This is a genomic window from Nonomuraea sp. NPDC050202 (assembly GCF_040656115.1).
GTDB lineage: Bacteria > Actinomycetota > Actinomycetes > Streptosporangiales > Streptosporangiaceae > Nonomuraea.
On record NZ_JBFALF010000010.1, the window covers coordinates 179,608 to 201,857 of the forward strand.

General features: G+C 71.7%; 23 protein-coding genes and 1 pseudogene. 12 read left to right on the top strand and 12 right to left on the bottom strand.

Annotated features, from left to right (window positions below; genetic code table 11):
• The first annotated feature begins 66 nt into the window (after positions 1 to 66).
• Together AB0I79_RS27010 and AB0I79_RS27015 are read left to right on the top strand one after the other, a co-directional pair.
• Positions 67 to 1,278, top strand: coding sequence for a cytochrome P450 (locus tag AB0I79_RS27010; RefSeq protein WP_357877937.1), 1,212 nt, complete (start codon positions 67 to 69; stop codon positions 1,276 to 1,278).
• 28 nt (positions 1,279 to 1,306) lie between these two features.
• Entirely contained in the window at positions 1,307 to 1,501 is a 195-nt protein-coding gene (locus tag AB0I79_RS27015) for a ferredoxin (RefSeq protein ID WP_357877940.1), read from the top strand.
• Between the two features lie 47 nt (positions 1,502 to 1,548).
• On the opposite strand, the gene AB0I79_RS27020 is transcribed toward AB0I79_RS27015, so the two are convergent.
• Positions 1,549 to 2,022: an Rrf2 family transcriptional regulator gene (locus AB0I79_RS27020; RefSeq protein WP_357877943.1), complete on the bottom strand. Its 474-nt coding sequence runs from the start codon at positions 2,020 to 2,022 to the stop codon at positions 1,549 to 1,551.
• A gap of 84 nt (positions 2,023 to 2,106) precedes the next feature.
• Between AB0I79_RS27020 and AB0I79_RS27025 the strand changes: the two genes are divergently transcribed.
• Positions 2,107 to 2,850 (top strand): NAD(P)H-binding protein, encoded by a 744-nt coding sequence (locus tag AB0I79_RS27025; RefSeq protein WP_357877946.1) that lies wholly within the window; start codon positions 2,107 to 2,109, stop codon positions 2,848 to 2,850.
• Positions 2,851 to 2,880: 30 nt separating this feature from the next.
• Positions 2,881 to 3,540 (top strand): cyclase family protein, encoded by a 660-nt coding sequence (locus tag AB0I79_RS27030; RefSeq protein ID WP_357877949.1) that lies wholly within the window; start codon positions 2,881 to 2,883, stop codon positions 3,538 to 3,540.
• Between the two features lie 3 nt (positions 3,541 to 3,543).
• Here AB0I79_RS27030 and AB0I79_RS27035 read toward each other — a convergent pair whose 3' ends face one another.
• The 4 genes from AB0I79_RS27035 to AB0I79_RS27050 all read right to left on the bottom strand — a co-directional run bounded on the left by AB0I79_RS27035 (position 3,544) and on the right by AB0I79_RS27050 (position 5,596).
• Entirely contained in the window at positions 3,544 to 3,975 is a 432-nt protein-coding gene (locus AB0I79_RS27035) for a hypothetical protein (RefSeq protein ID WP_357877952.1), read from the bottom strand.
• Between the two features lie 84 nt (positions 3,976 to 4,059).
• Positions 4,060 to 4,845 (bottom strand): phosphotransferase, encoded by a 786-nt coding sequence (locus AB0I79_RS27040; protein WP_357877955.1) that lies wholly within the window; start codon positions 4,843 to 4,845, stop codon positions 4,060 to 4,062.
• Between the two features lie 8 nt (positions 4,846 to 4,853).
• Positions 4,854 to 5,231 (bottom strand): DoxX family protein, encoded by a 378-nt coding sequence (locus AB0I79_RS27045; RefSeq protein ID WP_357877958.1) that lies wholly within the window; start codon positions 5,229 to 5,231, stop codon positions 4,854 to 4,856.
• A gap of 32 nt (positions 5,232 to 5,263) precedes the next feature.
• Positions 5,264 to 5,596 carry a hypothetical protein gene (locus AB0I79_RS27050; RefSeq protein WP_357877961.1) on the bottom strand — a complete coding sequence of 111 codons (333 nt, stop codon included), beginning with the start codon at positions 5,594 to 5,596 and terminating at the stop codon, positions 5,264 to 5,266.
• Positions 5,597 to 5,644: 48 nt separating this feature from the next.
• On the opposite strand from AB0I79_RS27050, the gene AB0I79_RS27055 reads away from it, so the two are divergent.
• The gene (locus AB0I79_RS27055; RefSeq protein ID WP_357877964.1) at positions 5,645 to 6,196 is read left to right on the top strand and encodes a hypothetical protein; all 552 of its coding nucleotides are present in this window, start codon (positions 5,645 to 5,647) and stop codon (positions 6,194 to 6,196) included.
• A 460-nt stretch (positions 6,197 to 6,656) separates the two neighbouring features.
• Here the strand turns inward: AB0I79_RS27055 and AB0I79_RS27060 are convergent, their stop codons facing one another.
• The 3 genes from AB0I79_RS27060 to AB0I79_RS27070 form a co-directional block, all read right to left on the bottom strand.
• Positions 6,657 to 7,877 (bottom strand): cytochrome P450, encoded by a 1,221-nt coding sequence (locus AB0I79_RS27060; RefSeq protein ID WP_357877967.1) that lies wholly within the window; start codon positions 7,875 to 7,877, stop codon positions 6,657 to 6,659.
• Between the two features lie 116 nt (positions 7,878 to 7,993).
• A complete protein-coding gene (locus tag AB0I79_RS27065; protein WP_357877970.1) occupies positions 7,994 to 8,335 on the bottom strand; it encodes an Lsr2 family protein in 342 nt (113 codons plus the stop codon).
• Positions 8,336 to 8,647: 312 nt separating this feature from the next.
• On the bottom strand, positions 8,648 to 9,424 hold the full coding sequence (locus AB0I79_RS27070; RefSeq protein ID WP_357877973.1) for a hypothetical protein: 777 nt from the start codon (positions 9,422 to 9,424) through the stop codon (positions 8,648 to 8,650).
• 260 nt (positions 9,425 to 9,684) lie between these two features.
• On the opposite strand from AB0I79_RS27070, the gene AB0I79_RS27075 reads away from it, so the two are divergent.
• Positions 9,685 to 10,944: a pectate lyase gene (locus AB0I79_RS27075; RefSeq protein WP_357877976.1), complete on the top strand. Its 1,260-nt coding sequence runs from the start codon at positions 9,685 to 9,687 to the stop codon at positions 10,942 to 10,944.
• 93 nt (positions 10,945 to 11,037) lie between these two features.
• On the opposite strand, the gene sigJ is transcribed toward AB0I79_RS27075, so the two are convergent.
• Positions 11,038 to 11,934, bottom strand: coding sequence for an RNA polymerase sigma factor SigJ (gene sigJ / locus AB0I79_RS27080; RefSeq protein WP_357877979.1), 897 nt, complete (start codon positions 11,932 to 11,934; stop codon positions 11,038 to 11,040).
• A gap of 172 nt (positions 11,935 to 12,106) precedes the next feature.
• On the opposite strand from sigJ, the gene AB0I79_RS27085 reads away from it, so the two are divergent.
• Positions 12,107 to 12,535, top strand: coding sequence for a hypothetical protein (locus AB0I79_RS27085; protein WP_357877982.1), 429 nt, complete (start codon positions 12,107 to 12,109; stop codon positions 12,533 to 12,535).
• Between the two features lie 156 nt (positions 12,536 to 12,691).
• On the opposite strand, the pseudogene AB0I79_RS27090 reads toward AB0I79_RS27085, so the two are convergent.
• Positions 12,692 to 13,186, bottom strand: a pseudogene (locus AB0I79_RS27090) (GDSL-type esterase/lipase family protein); the annotation flags it as partial.
• A gap of 66 nt (positions 13,187 to 13,252) precedes the next feature.
• On the bottom strand, positions 13,253 to 14,092 hold the full coding sequence (locus tag AB0I79_RS27095; protein WP_357877985.1) for an NAD(P)H-binding protein: 840 nt from the start codon (positions 14,090 to 14,092) through the stop codon (positions 13,253 to 13,255).
• Positions 14,093 to 14,935: 843 nt separating this feature from the next.
• On the opposite strand from AB0I79_RS27095, the gene AB0I79_RS27100 reads away from it, so the two are divergent.
• Positions 14,936 to 15,511 carry a TetR/AcrR family transcriptional regulator gene (locus tag AB0I79_RS27100; protein ID WP_357877988.1) on the top strand — a complete coding sequence of 192 codons (576 nt, stop codon included), beginning with the start codon at positions 14,936 to 14,938 and terminating at the stop codon, positions 15,509 to 15,511.
• Between the two features lie 86 nt (positions 15,512 to 15,597).
• A complete protein-coding gene (locus AB0I79_RS27105; RefSeq protein ID WP_357877991.1) occupies positions 15,598 to 16,737 on the top strand; it encodes a GDSL-type esterase/lipase family protein in 1,140 nt (379 codons plus the stop codon).
• A gap of 98 nt (positions 16,738 to 16,835) precedes the next feature.
• Here the strand turns inward: AB0I79_RS27105 and AB0I79_RS27110 are convergent, their stop codons facing one another.
• The gene (locus AB0I79_RS27110) at positions 16,836 to 18,740 is read right to left on the bottom strand and encodes an ABC transporter ATP-binding protein (protein WP_357877994.1); all 1,905 of its coding nucleotides are present in this window, start codon (positions 18,738 to 18,740) and stop codon (positions 16,836 to 16,838) included.
• A 260-nt stretch (positions 18,741 to 19,000) separates the two neighbouring features.
• Here AB0I79_RS27110 and AB0I79_RS27115 point away from each other — a divergent pair, with 260 nt between their 5' ends.
• The 3 genes from AB0I79_RS27115 (at position 19,001) to AB0I79_RS27125 (ending at position 22,239) form a co-directional block, all read left to right on the top strand.
• A complete protein-coding gene (locus AB0I79_RS27115) occupies positions 19,001 to 19,765 on the top strand; it encodes a hypothetical protein (RefSeq protein ID WP_357877997.1) in 765 nt (254 codons plus the stop codon).
• A gap of 338 nt (positions 19,766 to 20,103) precedes the next feature.
• Positions 20,104 to 20,772: a hypothetical protein gene (locus tag AB0I79_RS27120; protein WP_357878000.1), complete on the top strand. Its 669-nt coding sequence runs from the start codon at positions 20,104 to 20,106 to the stop codon at positions 20,770 to 20,772.
• A gap of 81 nt (positions 20,773 to 20,853) precedes the next feature.
• The gene (locus AB0I79_RS27125) at positions 20,854 to 22,239 is read left to right on the top strand and encodes a DUF4331 domain-containing protein (RefSeq protein WP_357878003.1); all 1,386 of its coding nucleotides are present in this window, start codon (positions 20,854 to 20,856) and stop codon (positions 22,237 to 22,239) included.
• Positions 22,240 to 22,250 lie beyond the last annotated feature (11 nt).

Sequence of the window (22,250 nt, forward strand, 5' to 3'; positions counted from 1 at the left end):
GCGATCCAGGCATGACACGAGCCGCCCGGGGGCGGCCGAACGATCCGCGCACGAGGAGAATGCCGAATGAGTGTGAACGAGCAGGTCCTGAGCTATCCGATCCCCAACGACGCGGCGCTGGACCCGCCCGCGGAGTGGGCCGAGCTGCGCAGCGGTTGCCCGGTGGCCCACGTGAAGCTGCCCAGCGGCGACTCGGCCAAGCTGATCACCCGCTACGAGGACGTCAAGCAGGTGCTGGCCGACCCGCGCTTCACCCGCCAGCTCACCGCCCCCGACGCGGCCCGGCTGACGGCCGACGGCACGGGGGTGTTCAACAGCGCCCTGGCCGAGATCATCCCGGACAGCGGCGACGGGCACCTGCACTGGCGGCGCCTGGTCGGCAAGTGGTTCACGGCCAAGCGCATGGCCGCCATGCGGCCCCAGATGGCGCAGATCGCCGAGGACCTCATCGACGACCTGGTCAAGCGGGGCGCCCCCGGTGACCTGCGGGCGACGCTGGGGTTCCCGCTGCCGGTGTACGTGATCTGCGACATGCTCGGCGTGCCGGCCGAGGACCGGGACAGGTTCTCGTACTGGTCGGACACGCTGCTCAACCTGACCCGCTACAGCAAGGAGGAGATCGACGCCGCCCAGGCCGAGTTCTTCCAGTACATGTCCGACCTCATCGACGCCAAGCGCGCCGAGCCGGGCGAGGACCTGCTGAGCGAGCTGCTGGCGGCCGGCGGCCCCGACGACGGCGGGCTGGCCGACCTCCAGATCATCGTCACCGGCATGGCGCTGCTGGTCGCGGGGCACGAGACCACCGCCAACATGATCGGCAAGATGGTCTCCATGCTCCTGGCCGACCGCACCCGCTGGGAGGCGCTGGTGGCCGACCCGTCGCTGATCCGCGGCGCCGTCGAGGAGACGCTCCGCCTGGACGCCAACTCCGGTTTCGGCCTGCCCCGCTACCTGCCCGTGGAGGCGGAGATCGGCGGCGAGAACCTGCCCAAGGGCACGACGGTGATCTGCAGCATGGCCGCGGCCAACCGCGACGAGAACGCCTTCGAGGGCGCGGCCGAGATGGACCTGACCCGCAGCCCGAACCCGCACCTGGCCTTCGGCTCCGGCGCCCACTCCTGCCTGGGCCAGTCGCTGGCCCGTACCGAGCTGCAGGTCGTGCTGGAGGTGCTGCTGCGCAGGCTGCCGACGCTGGAGCTGGCGGTGCCGGTGGCGGAGCTGGAGCGGGTGGAGGGGCTGGCGGTCGGCGGCCTGCGTACGGTGCCGGTCCGCTGGTGACAGCGATCAACGAGGAGGGAATGCGGATATGAAGGTCACCGTCGACGAGGACAAGTGCTGCGGCGCCGGCTCGTGCGTGCTGATCGCGCCCGAGGTGTTCGACCAGCGTGAGGATGACGGCATCGTGATCCTGCTGAACGCCGAGCCGGGCGAGGACCAGCACGCGGCGGTCCGCGAGTCCGCCGCGGTCTGCCCCGGCGCCGCCATCGAGGTGCGCGAGTAACCCTGAAGACCTGGGCGCACGTGCGAACGGCCGCACGTGCGCCCTCGTCATGTCCTGCCGGTGAGGCGGGACCTGGTGCGCTCCGGCGCGTGCGCGGGCAGCTCGGCGAGGATGTCGGCGAGCGAGACCCCGGCGAGGCTGGCCCGCCACGCCCGGTGCGCGCCGGCCATCTTCTCCGCCAGGACGCAGATGCTCCGGCACTCCTCGGGCGGCAGCGCGCCCCGCCCCTGCCGGCGGATCTCGCGGCACTCGTACGGCGTCGACGCGCCGTCCACCGCCTCGACGATCTGCAGCAGCGTGATCTCGGAAGCCGCCCGCGCCAGCCGGAACCCGCCCCTCGGCCCGGTCGTCGCCGACAGCACCCCGGCCCGGACGAGCGCCTGGAGCTGTTTGGCCAGGTAGGGGGCGGGGAGGTCGTAGTAGTCGGCCAGCTGGGCCGCTGACGCGGTGGCGCCCGGCTCGAGCTGGGCCAGCGACGTCGCGCAGTGCAACAGCCATTCGGTACTCACAGGCAGCTTCACGATCGACAGCATATCGCGGATATTGCGGATCTATTTAGTCCGAGATACGGTCGGGGCGATACGAGATTCGAGAAGGAGATCATCATGAGGATCGCCGTCGCCGGCGCCACCGGGAACATCGGAGCCCTCACCACCGCCGCCCTCGAACGGGACGGCCATGACGTGGTGCGCATCAGCCGATCCCTCGGCGTGGACCTCGTGACCGGCGAGGGGCTCGACGCCGCGCTCGCCGGAGTGGACGCGGTGGTGGACACGATCAACGGCCAGGGAGGATCCCCCGAGGAGACGGTGGCCTACTTCGCCGCCACCACGCGCAACCTGCTCGACGCCGAGGCTCGTGCCGGCGTGCGCCACCACGTGCTGCTGTCGATCGTGGGATTGCGGCGGGTGGTGGGCAACGCCCACTACGCCGGCAAGCGCGAGCAGGAACGCCTGGTGGAGTCGGGCCCGGTGCCGTGGACGATCGTGCCGGCGACGCAGTTCCACGACTTCGCCGCGATGGTGTCGAGCTGGACGGAGCAGGACGGCGTGGCCACGATCGCGCCGCTGCTCGTGCAGCCGATCTCGCCGGCCGACGTGGCCGAGGTGCTGGCCGAGGTCGCGGTGGGCGACCCGAAGGGACGCTACGCCGACGTCGCCGGGCCCGAGCCGCAGGACCTGGTGGACATGGCCCGCCGCACGCATCAGGCGCGCGGGCGCGAGGTGAAGCTGGTGCCGGCGTGGTCGACGATGTTCGGCCCGGAGATGGCCGGCAACGCGCTGCTGCCCGGCGAGGGCGCCCGCATCGCGCCGACCACCTTCGAGGAGTGGCTCGCCCAGCAGCGATAGGCTCGGGGCGTCGAGCACGGAGGGGCCGGGATGAACGAGCTGGTGGATCTGTCGCATGTCGTCGAGCACGGCATGATCACCTACCCGGGGCTGCCCGGGCCCGAGATCGCCGACCACGTCTCCAGGGAGGCGTCGCGCGGCAGGTACGCCCCCGGCACGGAGTTCCAGATCGGCCGCATCGGCATGGTGGCGAACACCGGCACCTACCTCGACGCGCCGTTCCACCGCTACGCGGACGGCCACGACCTGAGCGAGCTGCCCCTGTCGAAGCTGGTGAACCTGGAGGGGGTGCTGGTCTCCGCCGGGGAGCCGCGGGCGATCGGGCACGAGGCGTTCGACAAGCACGAGGTGCGCGGCAGGGCGGTGCTGGTGCACACGGGCTGGGACCGGCACTGGCGCACGGAGCAGTATGGCCACCCGTCGCACCCGTTCCTGACCTCGGACGCCGTCGAATGGCTGGTGGAGCAGGGGGCCGCCCTCGTGGGCATCGACTCGGTGAACATCGACGACGTCGGCGACCCCTCCCGCCCGGCCCACACGAAGCTGCTGGCCGCCGGCATCCCGGTGGTGGAGCACCTGACCGGGCTGGAGCGGCTGGCGGGACGCCCGTTCGCCTTCCACGCCGCCCCGCCCGCCGTCCGGGGCATGGGCACCTTCACCGTGCGGGCGTACGCGGTGCTGCGCGGCTGACCCTCAGAAGTACTGCTTGACGCGGAACTCGCGGACGAGGAGCGGGGCCGAGGCGCGGCCGAGTACCTTGACCTTCCTGAGGTGGGTGGCCTTGTCGATGGTCACCTTGACGCACTTCATGCGCACCTCGTGGTGCCCGGGCGGCGCGTAGCGGGAGATGATGACGCCCCGCCTGCCGAAGCCCCGCCCCGAGAGCCCCACGCCGACCTCGCGGTAGGCGCGCCAGGAGCCCTTCAGGGGGAACGCGGTGGAGCCGACGATCGCGTGGTTCGACTCGTCGGGGCAGTGCAGGAGCACCCGGATGACGTCGTTCTGGTGAGGCGCGTACGGCGTGACGAAGAAGGACGTGAGCTTGCGCCACGGCGGCGTCCCGGCGTGGGCGGTCGCGGGGGTGGCGAGGACGGCCGCCGCCGCCATGCCGACGATGGCCCGCATTCGCCCTCCCCGCACACCGTGACCTGGCCTTTTCCCATTGTGACCAGGTCGCCGCCGATGAGCGTGACGCCACGCCGCGTCCGGTCAGCAGCGAGGCCTGAGGCTGCGGGCGACATCGAGCCAGGCGGTGACGTCGGAGTCGGTGTGGTGGCGGATGGCCCAGTCGACCAGCCGCAGGCTCATGTGGGCCCAGCAGGCCGGCGCCGACTCCGTGTCGGGGACGTCCACGTGCAGGCCGGGGGCGCGGCGGGCCAGGTCGAAGCGGAGGGTGTGCAGGTCGAAGTCGGCGTCGCCGCGGGTGGCGCCGTCCCAGTCGATCACGCCGGTGACCGTGCCCGCCGCGTCCACCAGCACGTTCTCCGGGTGAAAGTCGGTGTGCACCAGATCGTCGCCCTCCAGGGCGTCGGGGAAGGCCCGGCCGATCTCCTCGACCTGGTCGAGCAGGTGACGGGTCCGGCGGTCGTACCCGCGCAGCGAGCCGTGCAGGCAGTAGCCGGGCCCGTCGTCGCGCAGGTGGAGGCGGTGCGGCGGCAGGTCGGCGCGTCCGGCGAGCAGGCCACGGCAGCGGGAGTTGATCTCGATCATGTGCCGCACCGTGGCCTCCGACGGCACACGGGTGATCGTGCCGGGCAGCAGCTCTTGGACGATCACCGGCGGGCGCACCAGCTCGTACGCCGGTGCCGGGATGCCCGCCGCCCGCGCCACCTCCAGCAGGTGGCGCACGTCGGGCCCGCGGGTCAGGACCGAGCGGTGGCCGTCGGGCCAGCGTACGTACGCGGCGCCGACCTCACCGCCCGGGCACGGTCCTTCGTAGGTCAGCGGCTCGGGGATGTCGTGGACGTCGAGCTTGGGGACGGGAGGAAGCGTCACGGGTTCCTTCATACTCCGAGCAGGAACGCGCCCACCACCGGAGCCAGGTAGAGCAGTGGGAACGGCAGGTGGGCGTACGAGCGGGCCCTGGCCACGGTGACGACCGCACCCGTGAAGTAGACCACCAGGCCGATCGTGGCCAGGACGCCGATCACCGGTACGAACAGCCCGGCCAGCAGCCCCAGCGACCCGGCGGCCTTGGCGGCGCCCAGCCACGGCCACCAGCGGCGGGCGACGCCGTACTCGGCCAGGGGCTCCACGACCCACTTGGCGCGGATGAAGACCGACAGGGCCGAGAAGCCCACCCAGAGGGCGGCCAGGACGGTGACGGCGGTGTAGGCGATGTTCATCGGGTGCTCCTTCATGGTGCGGTTCGAGGTCTTCATCGCCTTGACCCCCGGCGCCGCGCAAGTGTGACTCAGCGGCGCGGGACGATTTCCAGGCCGAGATCCGGCTGTCCCAGCCAGTCGAGACGGACGGCCGCGGCCGCCGCCCGCTCGTCCAGCTTCAGCCGCACCTTGTACACGCTCAGCAGGAGGGCCTGCAGCGAGTCCACGCCGAACGACGCGCCCACGCCCTCCTCCCCCAGGCCGACGATCTGGTGCGGGCAGCACCAGTCGCCGTTCGCGCTCAGCTCGTCGGGGCGCGGCCTGCCGAACCTGACCGTCACCCGGGTGCGGGCGCCGTCCGTGGTCACGGCCTCGAGCTGCCGTTCTGCCATGATCTCGCCGAGCTCGTACGTCATCGCCATGGTCATCAGTCTGACCGAGGAGCGGAGCCCGACAGTAAACTGCCCGATATGCGGCGTTTGAGCAGTACGGTGGTCGTGGTGGCGGGGGACGGCGCCGCCGGAGTGGTCGCGGGGCTGGACAAGCTGCACAACGTGCGGGCGATCACCCGGGGCGAGCGCAGCGCGTCCGAGGTGATGGAGCTCGCCGGGCGGTCGGCGGCCACGTACGTCGTGCACGACGCCGACCCGCTGGCGGACGTGGCGGCGGAGTGGACCGCCTACTTCGACGGAACCGGCGTGGTCGGCGCTCTCGAGGTGGCCATCGAGGCCGCGCTGGGCGAGCTGCGTGCCGGCCGGCTGGTGCTGCCCGACTACTACCTGGTGCTGGAGCCCGACGAGCTCACCCGGACGTGGCGGCACTGGTGGCTGGGGGTGCTGGCGGGGGCGGCGCCCGTACGGGTGGTGCCGGTGAGCGCCTCGGCGGCGGCTGTCGCGCAGGAGCTGGGGCGGCTGGCGGCGGGGCGGTGGTGGCCCGCCGACCTGGAGGGATGGCTGCGCGCCCTGCCCAAGGTGGTCCCGGACCAGGCCGGCCTGCCCACCACCGGCGCGGCACTCGCCTGACCAGCCGATCAGCCGGCCGGCTCCGGCGCCTCGCAACGGCGAGACGCGCGGCAGACCGTCTCTCCTGGGCCGGAGCCGCCTCGCGCACGGGTCCATCGGACCTGTTCTGAGGGACTTTGGGTCCCTGCCTCGGGCCTGGCGGATCACGAGATCTTGGGTCCATGTCTGCTGAAGTCCCCGTGACCGATCCCGGCGCGCCGCCGTTCGCGACGCGTGCCGGGGTGCGCAGGGCGGTGGGCGCCGCCGTGGCCGCGCCGTCCGTGCACAACACCCAGCCCTGGCGTTTCCGCCGGGTCGAAGACGCCACCATGGAGCTGTACGCGGACCTCGACCGGTCGCTGATCGTCACGGACCCGATAGGGCGCGGGCTCGGCGTCAGCTGCGGGGCCGCGCTGTCCAACCTCAGGCCGGCGCTCCGGATGACCGGCGGTCACGGGTGCGGGCGGCCCGCCGCGGCCGGTTACCAGGTGACCCAGACGTCCTGCAGGCCGCCGGAGATCATGCCGGTGCGCAGGCGCAGGCTGTCGGGGTGGTCGCGCAGCCGCAGGCCGGGCAGGCGGCGGGTCAGCGTGCTCAGCACGACCTGGAGCTCGAGCCGGGCCAGCGGCTGACCGAGGCAGTAGTGCGGGCCCGCGCCGAACGCCAGGTGCTGGGCGCTGTTCTCGCGGCGCGGGTCGAACCGGTCGGGGTCGGCGAACCTGGCCCGGTCGCGGTTGGCTGCCGGGATGTGCGGGATCACCGTGCTGCCCGCGGGCACCGTGACCTCGCTCAGCTCGACGTCCTCGGTGCAGAACCTGGGCACGCCGCCGAGCACCGACAGCGTGCTGTCCAGGCGCAGCACCTCCTCGACGGTGCCGGGGACCAGGTCGGGGTCGTCCACGACGTCCTCGTAGCGGCTCCTGTCGGCCAGCAGCATGGCCGTCATGATGGCGATCATGTTGGAGGTGGTCTCGTGGCCGGCCAGCAGCAGCGCCCGCACCGTGGCGATGAGCTCCTCCCGGCTGAGCCTGCCGTCCTCGGCGTCGGTGATCTGGGTCAGCTCGCTGAGCAGGTCGTCACCGGGATCGGCGCGGTTGCGGTCGATCATGTCCGAGACGTAGGCGTTGAACTCCCGGTAGGCCTGGTCGACCTCGTCCTGGGTGTAGCGGGTCAGCGTCAGCATGACGCGCGACCAGTGCGCGAACCTGTCCTGGTCCACGGCCGGCGCGCCGACCAGCGCGCAGATGACGCGTACGGGAAGCGGCAGGGCCAGCCCGGCCGACAGGTTGCCCGGCGGGCCCTTGGCCAGCATGGCGTCGAGCAGGTCGTCGGTCATCGCCTGGATCCGGGGGCGCCAGAGCTCCATCTTGCGCAGGGTGAACCAGCCGCTGAGCAGTCGCCGCCAGCGCATGTGCCCCCGGCCTTGGCGGATTCCGGCGGCGCTGGTCCTGCGGCGGTTGAAGAGCCCGCCGTCCTCGGTGGTGGACAGCCTGGCGGCACCGTCCCTGGCGAGGTCACGGCTGAAGCGCGGGTCGGCCATCACCGCGCGGGCGTCGTCGTACCTGGTCACCACGGTGGCCACGTCGCCGCTCGGCAGTCGTACGTGGGCCACGGGGCAGCGCTCGCGCAGCTCCGCGAGCTGCGGCGGCGGCTCCAGAGCGGTGGGGCGGTCGAACGGGAAATCGGGGATCGCGTCAGCCATCACCTTTGTCCTCCGACTGGGGAGTCCGACCTCTTCGAATATAAGAAGATCGTCTATTGCTGACAATCGTCTTGACCCGATGAGGACGGATCCGGCGCCGCCACCACTCGGAACCTCTAGTGAGCGGCTTCGTACTGCTCCACGACGGTGGAGGCGATGCGGCCCCGCTCGCTGACCGGCAGCCCCTGGGCCTTGGCCCAGCGCCGGATCTCCGTGGCCTTCTCACGGCTGACGGCACGCGAGGACAGCGCGCCGACGCGCCGGCCGCGCACGCCGCGGTCGCCGCGGACCGCGCGGGCCTTGGTGATATAGGGAGCCAGCGCCTTCTCCAGCTTCTCCCTGTTCGAGCCCGACAGATCGATCTCGTAGTTCACTCCGTCGAGCGCGAACCGTGTCGTGCCCTCGGCCTCACTGCCGTCGATGTCATCGATAAAGGACTCAACAATACGCTTCGCCATAAGGGTGCTCCAATTAACGTCACGGGCTGCAGGTACTGTAGCCCGCTTCAGCACATCCTGCATCACCGAGGGGGGCCATACCTGCGTAAACGACTTTAGCGAACCGGCCCCGCACCGGGACGTGACTTGCCCATGATGGAAGCAGACAGATGCTCGTCCGAGTCCACCCGCACGCGTGCGCGGGCCACGATCCGCAGCCCGCTCCGCAGCTCGCACCGGCCCCGCGGGCAATGGCGGTGATTCCGCGGTATTGAAGTCGAATTCAAAGTTTCCCTTGCTGCATAGGGCTTTGCGGCAACGGCGGGCGCCGCGTCAGGAGTCTTCCGGCACGCGCGCCGGGGCCTCCACCTGCCGCGCCGTTTCCCACAGATAGTCGAACTGCTCGACCCAATAGGCGTACCAGCGCTCGTGCCGCTCGCGGGTGAGGTCGACGTGCATACGCGCGAAAGTCGACTGGCCCGCCCCGTGCAATTCGACGATGGCGCGGCCCTGCCAGGCGTCCGGATCGGTGAGCACGAGGCTGAAACCCGGGTTGTAGGGGAACAGGCGGTACTCCACCTTTCCCGGCGTCCGCCAGCCTCTCATTCGCGCGAGCCGTTCCAGCATCGCCTCCAGCGCGACGGGCAGGCTCTGGATCTGGTGGTCGTCCGACTCGTCGAGCTGGCTGCGTGCGATCCTGATCGCCTCCTCCTGGCCGGGGTCCAGCACCACGATGCGGACGGTGGCGTCCCGGTGCTGGAGCACGCTGGTGCGCAGGGTCTCGCACACGTACGGGGAGAGCAGGTTGGCCGCGGACGGCGCGAACACGCGCACGTCGCGGACGCCGTCGAAGAGCTTGGGCACGGGGGTGTCGTCGAAGTCGGCCCGGTCGCCGAGCACCTCGCGGCCGTCACGAGGCTGATCGGGGAGGGTGGCGCGGTAGAGGAGCACGCCGATGCCGGCGAGCACGGCCGCCCACTTGACCTCTTCCGACACCACGTCGCTGATCACCGAGACGACGGCGAAGAGGAGCACGATGAGGGCCATCGCGTAGGTCTCGAGGTTCTTGCGCGCCCGCACGTCGGCCTTGACCCGCCGCAGGAACCTCATCGCGCCACCGCCTCACGTCGAGCCCGGTCCTGCCTCCATTCTGGAGCGCCGCCGGCCGGGCCGCCCGTGAAACTTTCATCCCGCCGGACGCCCGCCGATCCGCCACCGACCTGGGGGGAACGCAACGCGGCCGACCGGATTTGCAAACGGTTGCAGCCCGCGCTTCCCGCAGGCCATCCGGCTGTGATTGACTCGCCCTCGCCTCGGGAAAGCGCTTACCCAACGTGGCTTCAGCACTCATTCTCGAAACGGAGTTCGGCGTGCGCGAAAAGGAACGTATCGGCAGAAGGCTGGCGGTCGTACTGGCCACCGGCCTCCTCGCGACCGGAGGACTGGTGGTCGCGCTCAACGGCCCCGCCTCGGCCGCCCCCTCCAACGGCAACTACACGCTGGTCAACGCCGGAAGCGGACTGTGCGCCGCCGTACCGAGTCAGAGCACCGGCGACGGTGTCCAGCTCGTGCAGAGCGCGTGCTCGGGCGGCGCCGGGCAGGTCTTCACGCTCACCTCCTCGGGAGGCGGCTTCCAGATCAAGGCCCAGCACAGCGGCAAGTGCGCGGGCGTGCGCGACGCCTCCACCTCGGCGGGCAAGGCCGTCCAGCAGGAGGGCTGCACCGGGGCCGCGTCGCAGACCTGGCAGCTCACCGCGTCCGGGTCGGCGTACCGGGTGGTCAACGGCAACGGCGGCAAGTGCCTCAACGTCAAGGACAACTCCACGGCGTCCGGCGCCCTCCTGCAGCAGAACTCCTGCGACTCGGCCGCCACCAAGCAGTGGACGCTGCGGGCCGCCGGCGGCTCGGACCCCGACCCGTCGCCCACGCCGACCATCACCCCGACCAGCGGCGGCGGGGACGGCAGCGGCGCGTGGCCGACCGCCACCGGCAGCGTCAAGCTCGCCGACACCCAGCAGGTCACCAACTTCGACGGTGGCATGAAGAGCTACTACGGCATCGGCGACGGCGGCCAGAGCGAGAGCCAGGACCCGATGTTCGAGGTCGCCAACGGCGGCACGATCCAGAACGTCATCATCGACGCCCCGGCCGGCGACGGCATCCACTGCCTGGGCTCGTGCACCATCCGCAACGTGTGGTGGAACGACGTCGGCGAGGACGCGGCCACGTTCATGAGCTCCAGCTCCTCGGCGACCTACCTGGTGGACGGCGGCGGCGCCAAGTCCGGCTCCGACAAGGTCTTCCAGCACAACGGCGCCGGCAGGGTGACCATCAAGAACTTCCAGGTGCACAGCTCGGGCAAGCTCTACCGTGCCTGCGGCAACTGCTCCTCCTCCTACCAGCGCCACGTGGTGATGGACGGCGTGACCGCCCGCTCCACCAAGGTGCTGGCCGGCATCAACACCAACTGGGGCGACACCGCGCGCTTCAGCCGGATCACGGTGTACGGCAGCGCGGTCATCTGCGAGAAGTACAAGGGCGTGCCGAAGGGCAGCGAGCCCACCAAGATCGGCGAAGGCGCCGACGGGGTGAACTGCATCTACTCCCCGTCCGACATCACCTACCGGTAGATCCGCCGGAGCCCTCGACCACCAGGCCGGTCGAGGGCTCCTTCCCTGCCAGCCGTCCCGCTGCCAGCCCTCCCGCTGTCAGCCTTCCAGCTGTCAGCCCTCCCGGTCGTCCGGGATGGTGGCGAGCTTGTCGGGGTTGCTGACGACGTAGACGTCACCCACGTGCTCGCCGTCGGCCGCCAGGGCGAGCACCATCACGGCGACCGGCCCCTCCTCCGAGAACAGCACCACCGAGGGCTCCCCGTTGACGTGCCGGTGACGCAGCTCCAGGTTCTCATTGTGACGCGTGCCCGCGACGATCGTGCGGGCCACCTTGTCCCGGCCGTGGATCGGGCGCGGACCGCCCACCGCCGACTTGCCGCCGCCGTCGGGCCACAGCGTGACGTCGGGCGCGAGCAGCTCGATCAGCGCACCCAGGTCGCCGCCGAACGCGGCCGCCACGAACCGCTCGGTGACCGCCTGGTGCGTACGCCGGTCGATGCGGGCCTTCGGCCGCCGCGCCTGCACGTGCTCGCGGGCCCGGTGCGCGAGCTGCCGCACCGCGGCCGGGCTGCGGTCGATCATGGCGGCGATCTCGGTGTGCCGGTAGGCGAACACCTCGTGCAGCACGAACACCGCCCGCTCCAGCGGGGTGAGCGTCTCCAGGACCACCAGCATCGCGATCGACACCGACTCCGCGCGTACGGCGGGCTCCGCCGCGTCGGTGGCCAGCGGCTCGGGCAGCCACGGGCCCAGGTAGGTCTCCTTGCGCCTGCGCAGCGCGCTCTGGTGGGCCAGGGCCTGGTTGACCGCGATCCGCACCAGGTAGGCGCGGTGGCTGTCGATCTGCTCCAGGTCCTTGGCCGACCAGGCCAGCCAGGTCTCCTGGAGCACGTCCTCGGTGTCGCCGACCGTGCCGAGCATGTTGTAGACGATGGAGAACAGCAGCTCGCGGTGGTCGGCGAACACCGCGGAGGCCCTGTCTTCCTGCTTCGCCCCGGACATCGTCATCCCCGCTCCCCGCGTCGGTGTCTCCGGATCCGCGATCCAAGAGCTCACCGGGGCCACCGACTGTGACACGTCCGGCGAAGATGTGATCCGCGTCATAGGGACCCGCCCGTGATGTCACAAACGCGCGCTCAGCAGCGTCTTAGAGAGTACCTGAGTGACAGCGAGGTGAATCATGGCCTGGCGGATCGCCATGGACGCCACCGAGGCGACGCTCTCGACGGGCACGTCCGACGAACCCCTCTACCCGTTGCCGGGTCTCACCGGCGCCTTCTACCTGCGCCCTGGCGGGGCGCTGGCGGGATTCGCGCTGCGGCTCCCGCTCCCCGCGCGCCGTGGCGAGCCTCGGGACCTGTGGTGGGAGGCCGCCGACCTGGACCGCGACGGCCGGGCCTGGCTGCGGTTCGGGCAGCAGGAGGTGTGCCGGGCCGTGTCCGTGCTGTGCGCGGAGATCCCGGGCGAGCGGCCGTACGAGAAGATCGTCCTGGAGACGGCGTTCTCCTCCTGGAGCCTGCGGCTGCCCGGCGTCCCGCTGCTGTGGCCGCGCCGGCTGACGCTGCGGCTGTTCAGCGAGCTCCGTACGACGGAGAGCACGCCACGCTGAGCAGGGCGTGCTCCGGCACGCCGCGCTGGGCGAGGCGTGCCGGCACCACCGTGCTGAGCAGGGACGCTCCCGCTCGTCAGAGCGTGGCGAGGTCGATCGCCTGGCCATGGCGTCGAGGCCGGCGTCGTTGGGGTGCAGCCAGTCGCCCTCCTGGCCGTCCCGGGTGTTGTACTCGGGCCGCAGCCGGTCCGGATCGGCGGGGTCGGCGAGCACGCGCTCGAAGTCGACCACCGCGTCGTACTCCCCTCCCGAGCGGATCCACTGGTTGACCGCGTCGCGGGTCCGCTCCATGGCGAGCGTCTGCGCGTTGTCCTCGGGGTAGAGCCGCGGGTTGCCCTTGAACGGCACGATCGTGCCGCCGATGACCTTGACGCCGCGGGCGCGGGCCGCGCGGATCAGCGCCCGGTGGCCCTCGATGATCTGCTCGGCCGTGACCGCCGGGTTCGGCCTGCTGCACGGGCTGTCCATCAGCGGGTACGTGATGTCGTTGATGCCGGCCATCACGATCACCGAGCGCACGCCGGGCCGGTCGAGCACGTCCCGCTGGAAGCGCGCGGTGGCCTTCTCGCCGAAGCAGGCGGAGCCGTTCAGCACCCGGTTGCCCGAGAGCCCGGCGTTGAGCACGCCCAGCCTGCGGCCGGAGCCGGCCAGGCGCTCGGCGAGCTGGTCGGGGTAGCGGTTGTCGGCGCCGGCACCGAGAAGGTGCCGGAGGGGCGGTCAGCTGAAGTCGGCGAGGTGGTCGGCGGCCCACTGCGCGTAGGTGCGGGCGGGCCGGCCGGTGAGGTCCTCGACGAGGGAGTTCACCGGCGCGGGCTTGCCCACCGTGGCCTCCATCAGGTCGAACAGCGCGTTGACGAAGGCCGGGTCCATGAACTGGCCGAGCTGCGCCCTGACCGGCCCGGCGTCGAGCTCCTCGAAGCGCAGCGGGCGGCCGAGCACCGTGCCGAGCACGCTCACCTGCTCGGCCTGGGTCATGGGCTCGGGTCCGGTCAGCTCGTACACCTTGCCTGCGTGCCCGTCGCCGGTCAGCACCCGGGCCGCCACCGCGGCGACGTCGCCCTCGTGGACGGGGGCGCTGGCGGCGCCGGCGTACGCGCCGCGCACGACGTCGGAGCCGCCGAGCTGCATCGCGTACGACAGGGAGTTGATGGCCGGGAAGAAGATGCGCAGGAACGTCCACTGCGCGCCGGTGGCCTTGACGGCCTGCTCGACGCCGTGGTGGTAGGCGGCGATCACGTCGGGCTGCTCGCCGGCGCCGTCGGTCACGGCGCCGGAGGACAGGAACACGATCCGCCCGACGCCCGCCCGCCGCGCGGCACGCAGCAGCGGCGCCGCGTCCATGCCGTACGGCAGGACGAGGAAGACGGCGCTCACCCCGCTCAGCGCCGGGGCCAGCGTCTCCTCCTCGGTCAGGTCCCCGCGCACGACCTCCACGCCCGCCGGCAGCCCGGCCTTCTCGGGATGGCGGCTCAGGGCCCGGACCCGGTGGCCCTCGGCGGCGAGCGCTTCTACGGTCTGCCTGCCGAAGTGGGCCGTAGCCCCGACAACCAGGATCATCTTCGTCCTCCTCTGGTGAAGTTGGCTCCACCATATCAGAACGGAACGCTTTGTTCCATCCGAGGGGGGTGGCAGCTTGCGGTCTGCCCGCACAGCCTGAGGCCGGGGATCGGCCCGGCTCACCCTGCACCCCATCCTCGGGTCGCTGTACCGGCTGCCGGAGGTGACCCGGAGGCTGAACGAGACGGGAGCCGAGCCGGCCCTGCGGCTGCTGGCCGGGCAGCCGGAGCGGGCCCGCGAGGAGGCGCGCGGCATCGGGGGTCGTGGCCGAGCGGACCCTGGGCGGGGTGCGCTCGATCACCGGGCGCCCCGCGGAGCTCACGTTCCTGGACGAGCCGGGCGCGACCCGTACGCTGCTGGAGGCCGCCGGCATCCGGCTGTCGGCGGACGTGCGCGCGCTGCCCGCCCTGCCTCCCGAGACGGACGCGCTGCTGGCCACCGTCCTGCGCGAGGCCGCCACCAACGTCGTACGCCACTCCGCGGCCCGCACCTGCCAGGTGACGGCCCGGTCGTGCGACGGCCGGATGCGGCTGCGGATCACCAACGACGGCGCACGCCCTCCCGGCGAACCCACGACCGGCGTGCGGCGCGGCACGGGCCTCGACAACCTGTCCGCCAGGGCTGAGAAGGCGTCGCGCGCCATCGTGCTCGACCTCGGCCACGACGTCGAGGTCGGTCTCCAGCCGCAGCAACCTGGCCAGCGCCTCCCGCAGGATGCGCATGCCCTCGGCCGGCAACACCCGAATCATCCGGCGCCCCCTCCCTCCGAGGCGGAGGTTATTCGAGCTTGCCTAAATCCTTTAGGAACATGCATAATCTTTTATGGCAAATGGAGGAAGGGTTATGGCACGAGCAGGACTGACCACGGAGCGCCTGGTGCGGGCGGGGGCCGAGCTGGCCGACGAGGTCGGGTTCGAGCAGGTGACGGTCTCGGCCGTGGCCAGGCGGTTCGACGTCAAGGTCGCGAGCCTGTACTCGCACCTGAAGAGCTCCCATGACCTCAAGACCAGGATCGCGCTGCTCGCCCTGGAGGAGATGGCCGACCGGGCCGCCGAAGCCCTGGCCGGCCGCGCGGGCAAGGACGCCCTGATCGCCCTCGCGAACGTCTACCGCGACTACGCCCACGAGCATCCGGGCCGCTACGCCGCGGCCCAGCTCAGGCTCGACCCGGAGACGGCGGCCGCCAGCGCCGGGGTGAGGCACGCGCAGATGACGCGGGCGCTCCTGCGCGGCTACGACCTGTCCGAGCCCGACCAGACCCACGCCGTGCGGCTGCTGGGCAGCGTCTTCCACGGTTACGTCAGCCTGGAGCTGGGCGGCGGGTTCAGCCACAGCGCCCCCGACACCCAGCAGACCTGGTCACGCACCATGGACGCCCTCGACGCCCTCCTGCGCAACTGGCCCTCCCCCACGCCATGAACACCCCGGCCGGGCGACCGGCCCACGCCCCGCCAGACGAGCGGCACACCCCCTCGACCCCACACCTGAAGCGATCGGCTGACACCATGCTCATCACCACCCCCATCACCGCCGGCCTCCTGCGCGGCGCCCTCGACCTGGAGCGCACCGCGCGCGGCCTGCTGCCGCACCGCCTGCCCGCGCGGGCCCGCGCCCAGTGCGCCGACGGTCAGCTCGCCATGGCGCAGTCGCAGCCCTCCGGCGTACGGCTGGCCTTCCGCACCCGGGCCACCGCCGTCGAGCTGGACACGCTGCCCACCAAGCGGATCTACCTGGGCGCGCCGCCACGCCCCGACGGCGTGTACGACCTGCTCGTCGACGGCCGCCTGGCCGGCCAGGCCAGTCTGAGCGACGGCGACGCGATAACCATCGACCTGGCCACCGGCTCGGCCGAGCACCGCCCGGGCCCGATCGGCACCGTGCGCTTCGCCGGGCTGCCCGACCGGGTGAAGGACGTCGAGATCTGGCTGCCGCACAACGAGACCACCGAGCTCGTCGCGCTGCGTACGGACGCCCCGGTCGAGCCCGTGCCGGACCGCGGGCGCCGGGTGTGGCTGCACCACGGCAGCTCGATCAGCCAGGGCTCCGACGCGGCGAGCCCCAGCACCACCTGGCCCGCGCTGGCCGCCTCCCTGGCCGGCCTGGAGCTGATCAACCTCGGCCTGGGCGGAAGCGCGCTGCTCGACCCGTTCACCGCCCGGGCCATGCGGGACACCCCGGCCGACCTGATCAGCGTCAAGATCGGCATCAACCTGGTCAACGCCGACCTGATGCGCCTGCGCGCGTTCGGGCCGGCGGTGCACGGCTTCCTCGACACCATCCGCGACGGCCATCCGACCGCGCCGCTGCTGGTCGTCTCGCCCCTCTACTGCCCCATCCACGAGGACACCCCCGGCCCGTGCGCCTTCGACTTCGCCGCGCTCAGCACCGGCAAGCTGCGCTTCCGCGCCACCGGCGACCCCGCCGAGCGCGCCGCGGGCAAGCTGACGCTGGGCGTCATCCGGGAGGAGCTGGCCCGCATCGTCGAGCAGCGGCGGGCCGAGGACCCCAACCTGCGCTACCTCGACGGCCGCGACCTCTACGGCGAGGCCGACCACGCCGAGCTGCCGCTGCCCGACGCGCTCCACCCGGACGCCGCCACCCACCGCCTCATCGGCGAGCGCTTCGCCAAGCTCGCCGCCTTCTGAACCGCCACTCCTCAGCGCCCGGCCTCAGCGCCCGGCCTCAGCGCCCGACCTCAGCGCCCGACCTCAGCGCCCGACCTGAGGGCGAGCGCAACGTGAGCTCAACGGTCGATCATGCCGTCGCGCGCACCCGCCAGCGCGTCCGGCGTCTCCCCGCTCGCCGCGTGGCCGTCCGAGGCCCGGTCGCCCGAAGCGTGATCGTCCGGAGCCCGGTCGTCCGGGACGTGGTCGTCCGAGGGGTCGTCCGAGGGGTCGTCCGAGGCGTCGTCGTCGATCAGGAAGCCGCCCGACTGGTGCTGCCAGAGCCGGGCGTACGGCCCCTGCGCCTGGAGCAGCTCGCTGTGGGTGCCCTGCTCCACGATGTGCCCCCTGTTGAGCACGACGAGCCGGTCCATCCGGACGACCGTGCTCAGCCGGTGGGCGACCACGAGCGCGGTGCGCCCCTGCATCAGCCCCCACAGGGCCTCCTGGACGAGGATCTCGCTCTCGGAGTCGAGGGCGCTGGTCGCCTCGTCCAGCAGCAGGATCGGGGCGTCGCGCAGGATGGCGCGGGCCAGCGCGAGGCGTTGCCGCTGGCCGCCGGAGAGCTTGACGCCGCGCTCGCCCACCAGCGTGTCGAACCCGTCGGGCAGCGACTCGGCGAACTCCGTGACGTGCGCCGCCCGTGCCGCCCGCAGGATCTCGGCCTCGGTGGCGTCCGGCCGGGCGAAGGCGATGTTGTCGCGGATCGACCGGTGGAACATGGCCGGCTCCTGCGGCACGTACGCGATGAGACTGCGCAGGTCGGCCTGGCGCAGGCGGGCGATGTCCTGGCCGCCGACGAGGATCCGGCCCCCGTCGATGTCCATCATCCGTAGCAGCAACCGGGTGAGCGTGCTCTTGCCGCCGCCGGACTGGCCCACCAGCCCGATCCTGGTGCCGCTGGGGATGTCGAGGTCGATGCGGTCGAACAGGGGCCGGCCACCGGTGTAGGCGAACCGCACCCGCTCGAAGCGCACGCTCGCGTCGGCCGGCCGCAGCGGCTGCGGGTCGGGCGGGTCGACCACGGTCGGCGGTTCGAGCAGCAGCTCGGTGAACTGGGCGGCCTCGGTGAGCACGCTCTCCAGCCGCCGGTAGATCTGGTTGAACTCGAACATGATGCCGATCGTGTTCGTGTAGTACGTGAAGGTCACGATGATGGCCTCCACGCCCAGGCCGCCGCGCAGCGCCACGGCCAGGAGCAGGCCCACGGCGCTGGTGAGGACCGACATCGGGGCGACGACGGTGTCGACCCGCAGGTTGCCGTAGTCCCACGAGCGCAGCGACAGCCTGGCCTGCTCGGCGATCCTGACGCGATGCTCGGTGGCCTCGCGGTCCTCGGCGGCGAACGCGCGGACCGTGTCCATGTTGGACAGCACGTCGGCCACGTGGCCCGACACCCGGACCTTGGCGGCCTCGCGCTCGTCGACCAGCGCCTGCCTGCGCCGGATGAGCGGGGCGACGAGGAAGCCGGTGACGGCGATCAGCCCCAGCAGCACGATGACCAGCAGCGGGTCGTAGCTCCACAGCACCACCGAGGCGAAGGTCAGCGGCACCAGCTTGGCCATGATGGAGAACGTCATCGTGTCGACGAAGTCCTCGAACCTGCTGGAGAAGCCCAGCACCCGCTTGGTCAGCGAGCCGGCGAAGTTGTCGTGGAAGAACGCGGCGTCCTTGACGAGCAGCTCGTCCATGCCGACCACGCCGAGCCGCTCGATGCCGCGCGCGTCCGTCCGGTTGAGGAAGTGCAGGCCCACCCGCCAGAACACCTCGCCCGCCAGCAGCAGGCCGCCGAAGCCGAGCACGTACGGCAGCAGCGCGCCGACCGCCCCGTCACCGCCGCCGGCCAGGTGCCCCACGAGCGCGGCCACCGCCAGCGGCGCCAGGTAGAACAGGCAGATGTTGCCCAGCGCCGGGAGCGTCAGCGCGGGCACGGCGACCCGCCACTGGCGCTTCAGCTCGCCGAAGTAGTGCCGCAGGACGAGCATGATCGCCGATTTTCGCGGGGACGGAACGTCTCCGGAGCCCTCGCGTCTTCCGAGCACAGTCATCCGCCCTCCCCGAACGCCCGATACCCGCCGTCGTCATGCTGCCGCAGCGCGTACGCGGCGAGCGACTGATTTTTCGTCGCCGCCCGCCCCGCTCCATCGCTTCTCGTAGTGGTATAACTACGGTCCGTAATCATGGTCGGCCCGGCGAAGCCAGCCCGGGACGCCATCCCCCCACTCTCCCCGAAGGAGAACCACGTATGCGCCTGACCCGCGCGACGCTCGTCGCCGGCGGCACCGCGCTCGCCGCACTGCTGCTGTCCACCCAGCCGGCCCCGGCCGCCCCGCCCGGCGGCGGCTGCCTGGCCGAGGGGCAGATCGGCAGATACCTGTCCAAGGAGGGCAGCGCGAAGGCCACCTTCTCCACGGAGTTCCTCGACGAGCTGAACAGGGCCGGGATCCGGTTCGAGGCGCTCGCCCCCATCGTGATGACCGACGGCGGCACCGTGGCCCGGATGCCCATCGGGGAACGTCACGACAACATCGAGACACCCAGCGGCCGGGTCTGCTACCCGGGCGGGTTCCGGCTCGTCAACGACGAGACCGGCACGACGTACGAGATCGACACCTTCTGGGTGTTGTTCGCCGCCACGGGCGACAGCAAGTTCCTCGCCACCCCGACCGTGAACGGGGAGCCGCGCCCCGGCGGCGAGCTGACCATGGTCAACTTCAGCGTCCCCCAGGCGCTGGCCCCCGGCAACTTCGTCCCGCACAACGGCGGGATCGGCCCGCGAAAGGTCATCCTGCGCCTTGACCGGGGATGGGCCGAGGACCTCAACAGGGAGCTCGGCACGAGGTTCCACGGCGGCGCCCACTGGGCGGATCTCGACATCGCCTGGCGGGGCGCGCCGAGCCGGCCCGTTCCGTCCGGCACCTCGCTCGGCATGCTGGGCGTGCGGGTCATGAGCGACGCCATTCGCGGCGGAAGCGGCGGTGGCCTGCCCATGCCGGGCGGCCTCTTCTAACCGGCCCCCTTCACCACCGCGGGGCACCCGCGCGGCGCCCGGCGCCACGGTCGCCCATCCGGCGTCTTGCGCCGCGGGGCGCCCCGCGAGGCGGGCGCCCCGCGGCCATGCCACCACCCATCGGGCGCCCGCTCAACCTCGCCGCGTCACATCGACCGCGGGCACGAACGGCTTCCGCATGCCCGGATCCGGCGCCGTCCGCCCGCCGCACCCTGGCCGCCCGCCTGCCGGGAAAGATTTTCAATCCCTTTACAGAAAGTGACTCGATCACTACTTTGGGCGAGTCATTGCAGGTCAGAGGCGCATCGCTGCCTCCCCCAATCGAAAGGTCGATGGCCATGCGTAGCCTTGTCCGCATCGCGAGGATTCTCGCGGTCGGCGCCGCGGTGTTCGCCGCCGCCCCGGCTGCTCCCGCGAATGCCGGCCCCTTCCCCCCGATTCCCGGCGTCCCGGGCGCTTCCTCGATCCCGACGCCGACCGCCACGTGCTTCCGGCTCCCGTACTTCGGCCCGAAGGGGCACGCGAACTTCGACTTCGGCCCTGACGTCGTCCGGCTCCTCGACGAGCGTGGCGTGCGGGTGGAGGGCATCGCACCGATCGCCGCCAAGCCCGGCAACAAGGGCATCTACATGCCGATCGGGTGGAAGCAGGACCACATCGACCCGTGCAACGGCGTCTACTACCCCGGCGGGTTCGTCCTCCACGACGTCGTGAGCGGGCACACGGCCGCCATCCACGACATCTACCTGCGTCCCGACGGCGCGCACGCGCAGGTGGAGATCGACGGCGAGCCCCAGGGCGAGCAGCTCGTGGCCACGTACCGGCTGGAGGAGTTCGTGCCGAACGTGGCCACCCCCCGCCCGCTGGAAGGCGGCATCGGGCCCCGGCACTGGCCGTTCTACACCAGCGCGTACCTCAGCCGGACGGTCAAGGACCTGACCGGCATCCCGCTGAACGAGGGTGACTACCTCGCCAACCTCGACGCGGTCGTCCAGTACGTGCCGTAGAGCGCCGATCCCGACCTGAGATCGCCGGGCCGTGCCGGTGGCACGGCCCGGCCCCGTGACACGACGCGAAACGAGACACAGATGCAACTGACCAGCGCTCGGAGCCGGTGGGCGTGGATCGTCGCCGGCGGCACCTCCGTCGCCGTGCTGACCGCCACCGTGCTGCTCGGCCCCGCGATGCGCCAGGGCACGGCGACCAGCCACTGGGACGCCCCCGCCACCACCGTGGACAAGCAGATCGACGCCACCGACCTGTACGCCTTCACCAGCCCGGAACGGCAGGACACGGTCACGATCGTGGCCAACTACATCCCCTTCCAGGCACCGCACAAGCCCTACCAGTTCGACACCAGCGCCCGTTACGAGGTGCACATCGACAACACCGGCACCGGTAAGGCCGCCATCACCTACCGGTGGACGTTCGCCGACAAGGGGCTGCCGGTGCCCTCGTTCATCCGCAAGCGCGAGCACCAGGCCGGGCCGCTCGACTCGCTCGTCGAGCAGAGCTACACGCTGACCCGGCTGCGCGATGGCAAGTGGGAGACCCTGGTCCGCGACGGGTACGTGGCGCCGACGGACATGGGCGGCCCCGCGGGTCCCGGCTACCCCTCGCTGCGCCGCAAGGCCGTCCGCGACCTGCCCGGAGGCGGGAAGGTCTTCACCGGCACGGCCGCCGACCCCTTCTACTCGGACAACCACGCCGTCAGCATGCTCCGGTTCGGGCTGCCGTTCTTCCCGGTCAAGTCCGGGGTGCCGATGAACGTCAGCGCCCTCGCCCTCCAGATCCCCAAGTCGGAGCTGGCCCTGCGCGGCGACGCGGCCGCCAACCCGGTGATCGGCGTCTGGACCACGGCCTCCCGCAAGTCGAGCAGCCTGCTCGGCTCCGGCTCCGGCGACTACAAGCAGGTGTCGCGGCTGGGCAACCCGAACTTCAACGAGGTGATCATCCCGCTCAAGCAGCGCGACCGGTTCAACACGCTGCGGCCGGAGGGCGACGAGAGCGGCAACCTCGTCGTGCCGTCCACGCTCGACCCCGACCAGGCCAGGGTCGTGGCCAGGCAGGCCAAGGTCGACGCGCCGCCGGCGCCGCGCAAGGACCTGGAGGAGATCTACCTGACCGGGCTGAGCACGCGCGGTGACGGCCCGATCGGGCGGGACCTCAACTCCCACCTGCTCAACCGTGACGCCCCCCGCGTCGTCAAGGCGGAAGAGCTGCGGCTCAACATGAGCACGCCCGTCGCCACCGCGCCGGACAAGTACGGCCTGCTCAAGGGCGACCTGCAGGGATATCCCAACGGCCGCCGCCTCATCGACGACGTCGTGACCATCAACCTGCGGATGCTCCTGGGCGAGCCCGCGGGCAAGGGCGCGCCGGGCCTGATCGCCGAGGACAACCCGGCCTTCCTGCTCAAGCCCGTCTCCGGCAGCTTCCCCTACCTCGCGCTGCCGGTCACCGCCGCCGGCTGACCACCGATCAC

What these genes read in the sequence shown, in the direction of transcription:
- AB0I79_RS27035 (WP_357877952.1), bottom strand. Translation starts at nt 3,975, where the DNA reads ATGCGGGCCATCGTCGGCATGGCGGCGGCGGCCGTCCTCGCCACCCCC.
- sigJ (WP_357877979.1), bottom strand. Translation starts at nt 11,934, where the DNA reads ATGACGATGTCCGGGGCGAAGCAGGAAGACAGGGCCTCCGCGGTGTTC.
- AB0I79_RS27015 (WP_357877940.1), top strand. Translation starts at nt 1,307, where the DNA reads ATGAAGGTCACCGTCGACGAGGACAAGTGCTGCGGCGCCGGCTCGTGC.
- AB0I79_RS27125 (WP_357878003.1), top strand. Translation starts at nt 20,854, where the DNA reads ATGCAACTGACCAGCGCTCGGAGCCGGTGGGCGTGGATCGTCGCCGGC.
- AB0I79_RS27105 (WP_357877991.1), top strand. Translation starts at nt 15,598, where the DNA reads ATGCTCATCACCACCCCCATCACCGCCGGCCTCCTGCGCGGCGCCCTC.
- AB0I79_RS27070 (WP_357877973.1), bottom strand. Translation starts at nt 9,424, where the DNA reads ATGAGGTTCCTGCGGCGGGTCAAGGCCGACGTGCGGGCGCGCAAGAAC.
- AB0I79_RS27100 (WP_357877988.1), top strand. Translation starts at nt 14,936, where the DNA reads ATGGCACGAGCAGGACTGACCACGGAGCGCCTGGTGCGGGCGGGGGCC.
- AB0I79_RS27055 (WP_357877964.1), top strand. Translation starts at nt 5,645, where the DNA reads ATGCGGCGTTTGAGCAGTACGGTGGTCGTGGTGGCGGGGGACGGCGCC.
- AB0I79_RS27030 (WP_357877949.1), top strand. Translation starts at nt 2,881, where the DNA reads ATGAACGAGCTGGTGGATCTGTCGCATGTCGTCGAGCACGGCATGATC.
- AB0I79_RS27060 (WP_357877967.1), bottom strand. Translation starts at nt 7,877, where the DNA reads ATGGCTGACGCGATCCCCGATTTCCCGTTCGACCGCCCCACCGCTCTG.
- AB0I79_RS27095 (WP_357877985.1), bottom strand. Translation starts at nt 14,092, where the DNA reads ATGATCCTGGTTGTCGGGGCTACGGCCCACTTCGGCAGGCAGACCGTA.
- AB0I79_RS27010 (WP_357877937.1), top strand. Translation starts at nt 67, where the DNA reads ATGAGTGTGAACGAGCAGGTCCTGAGCTATCCGATCCCCAACGACGCG.
- AB0I79_RS27050 (WP_357877961.1), bottom strand. Translation starts at nt 5,596, where the DNA reads ATGGCGATGACGTACGAGCTCGGCGAGATCATGGCAGAACGGCAGCTC.
- AB0I79_RS27085 (WP_357877982.1), top strand. Translation starts at nt 12,107, where the DNA reads ATGGCCTGGCGGATCGCCATGGACGCCACCGAGGCGACGCTCTCGACG.
- AB0I79_RS27025 (WP_357877946.1), top strand. Translation starts at nt 2,107, where the DNA reads ATGAGGATCGCCGTCGCCGGCGCCACCGGGAACATCGGAGCCCTCACC.
- AB0I79_RS27065 (WP_357877970.1), bottom strand. Translation starts at nt 8,335, where the DNA reads ATGGCGAAGCGTATTGTTGAGTCCTTTATCGATGACATCGACGGCAGT.
- AB0I79_RS27115 (WP_357877997.1), top strand. Translation starts at nt 19,001, where the DNA reads ATGCGCCTGACCCGCGCGACGCTCGTCGCCGGCGGCACCGCGCTCGCC.
- AB0I79_RS27045 (WP_357877958.1), bottom strand. Translation starts at nt 5,231, where the DNA reads ATGAAGACCTCGAACCGCACCATGAAGGAGCACCCGATGAACATCGCC.
- AB0I79_RS27120 (WP_357878000.1), top strand. Translation starts at nt 20,104, where the DNA reads ATGCGTAGCCTTGTCCGCATCGCGAGGATTCTCGCGGTCGGCGCCGCG.
- AB0I79_RS27110 (WP_357877994.1), bottom strand. Translation starts at nt 18,740, where the DNA reads ATGCTCGTCCTGCGGCACTACTTCGGCGAGCTGAAGCGCCAGTGGCGG.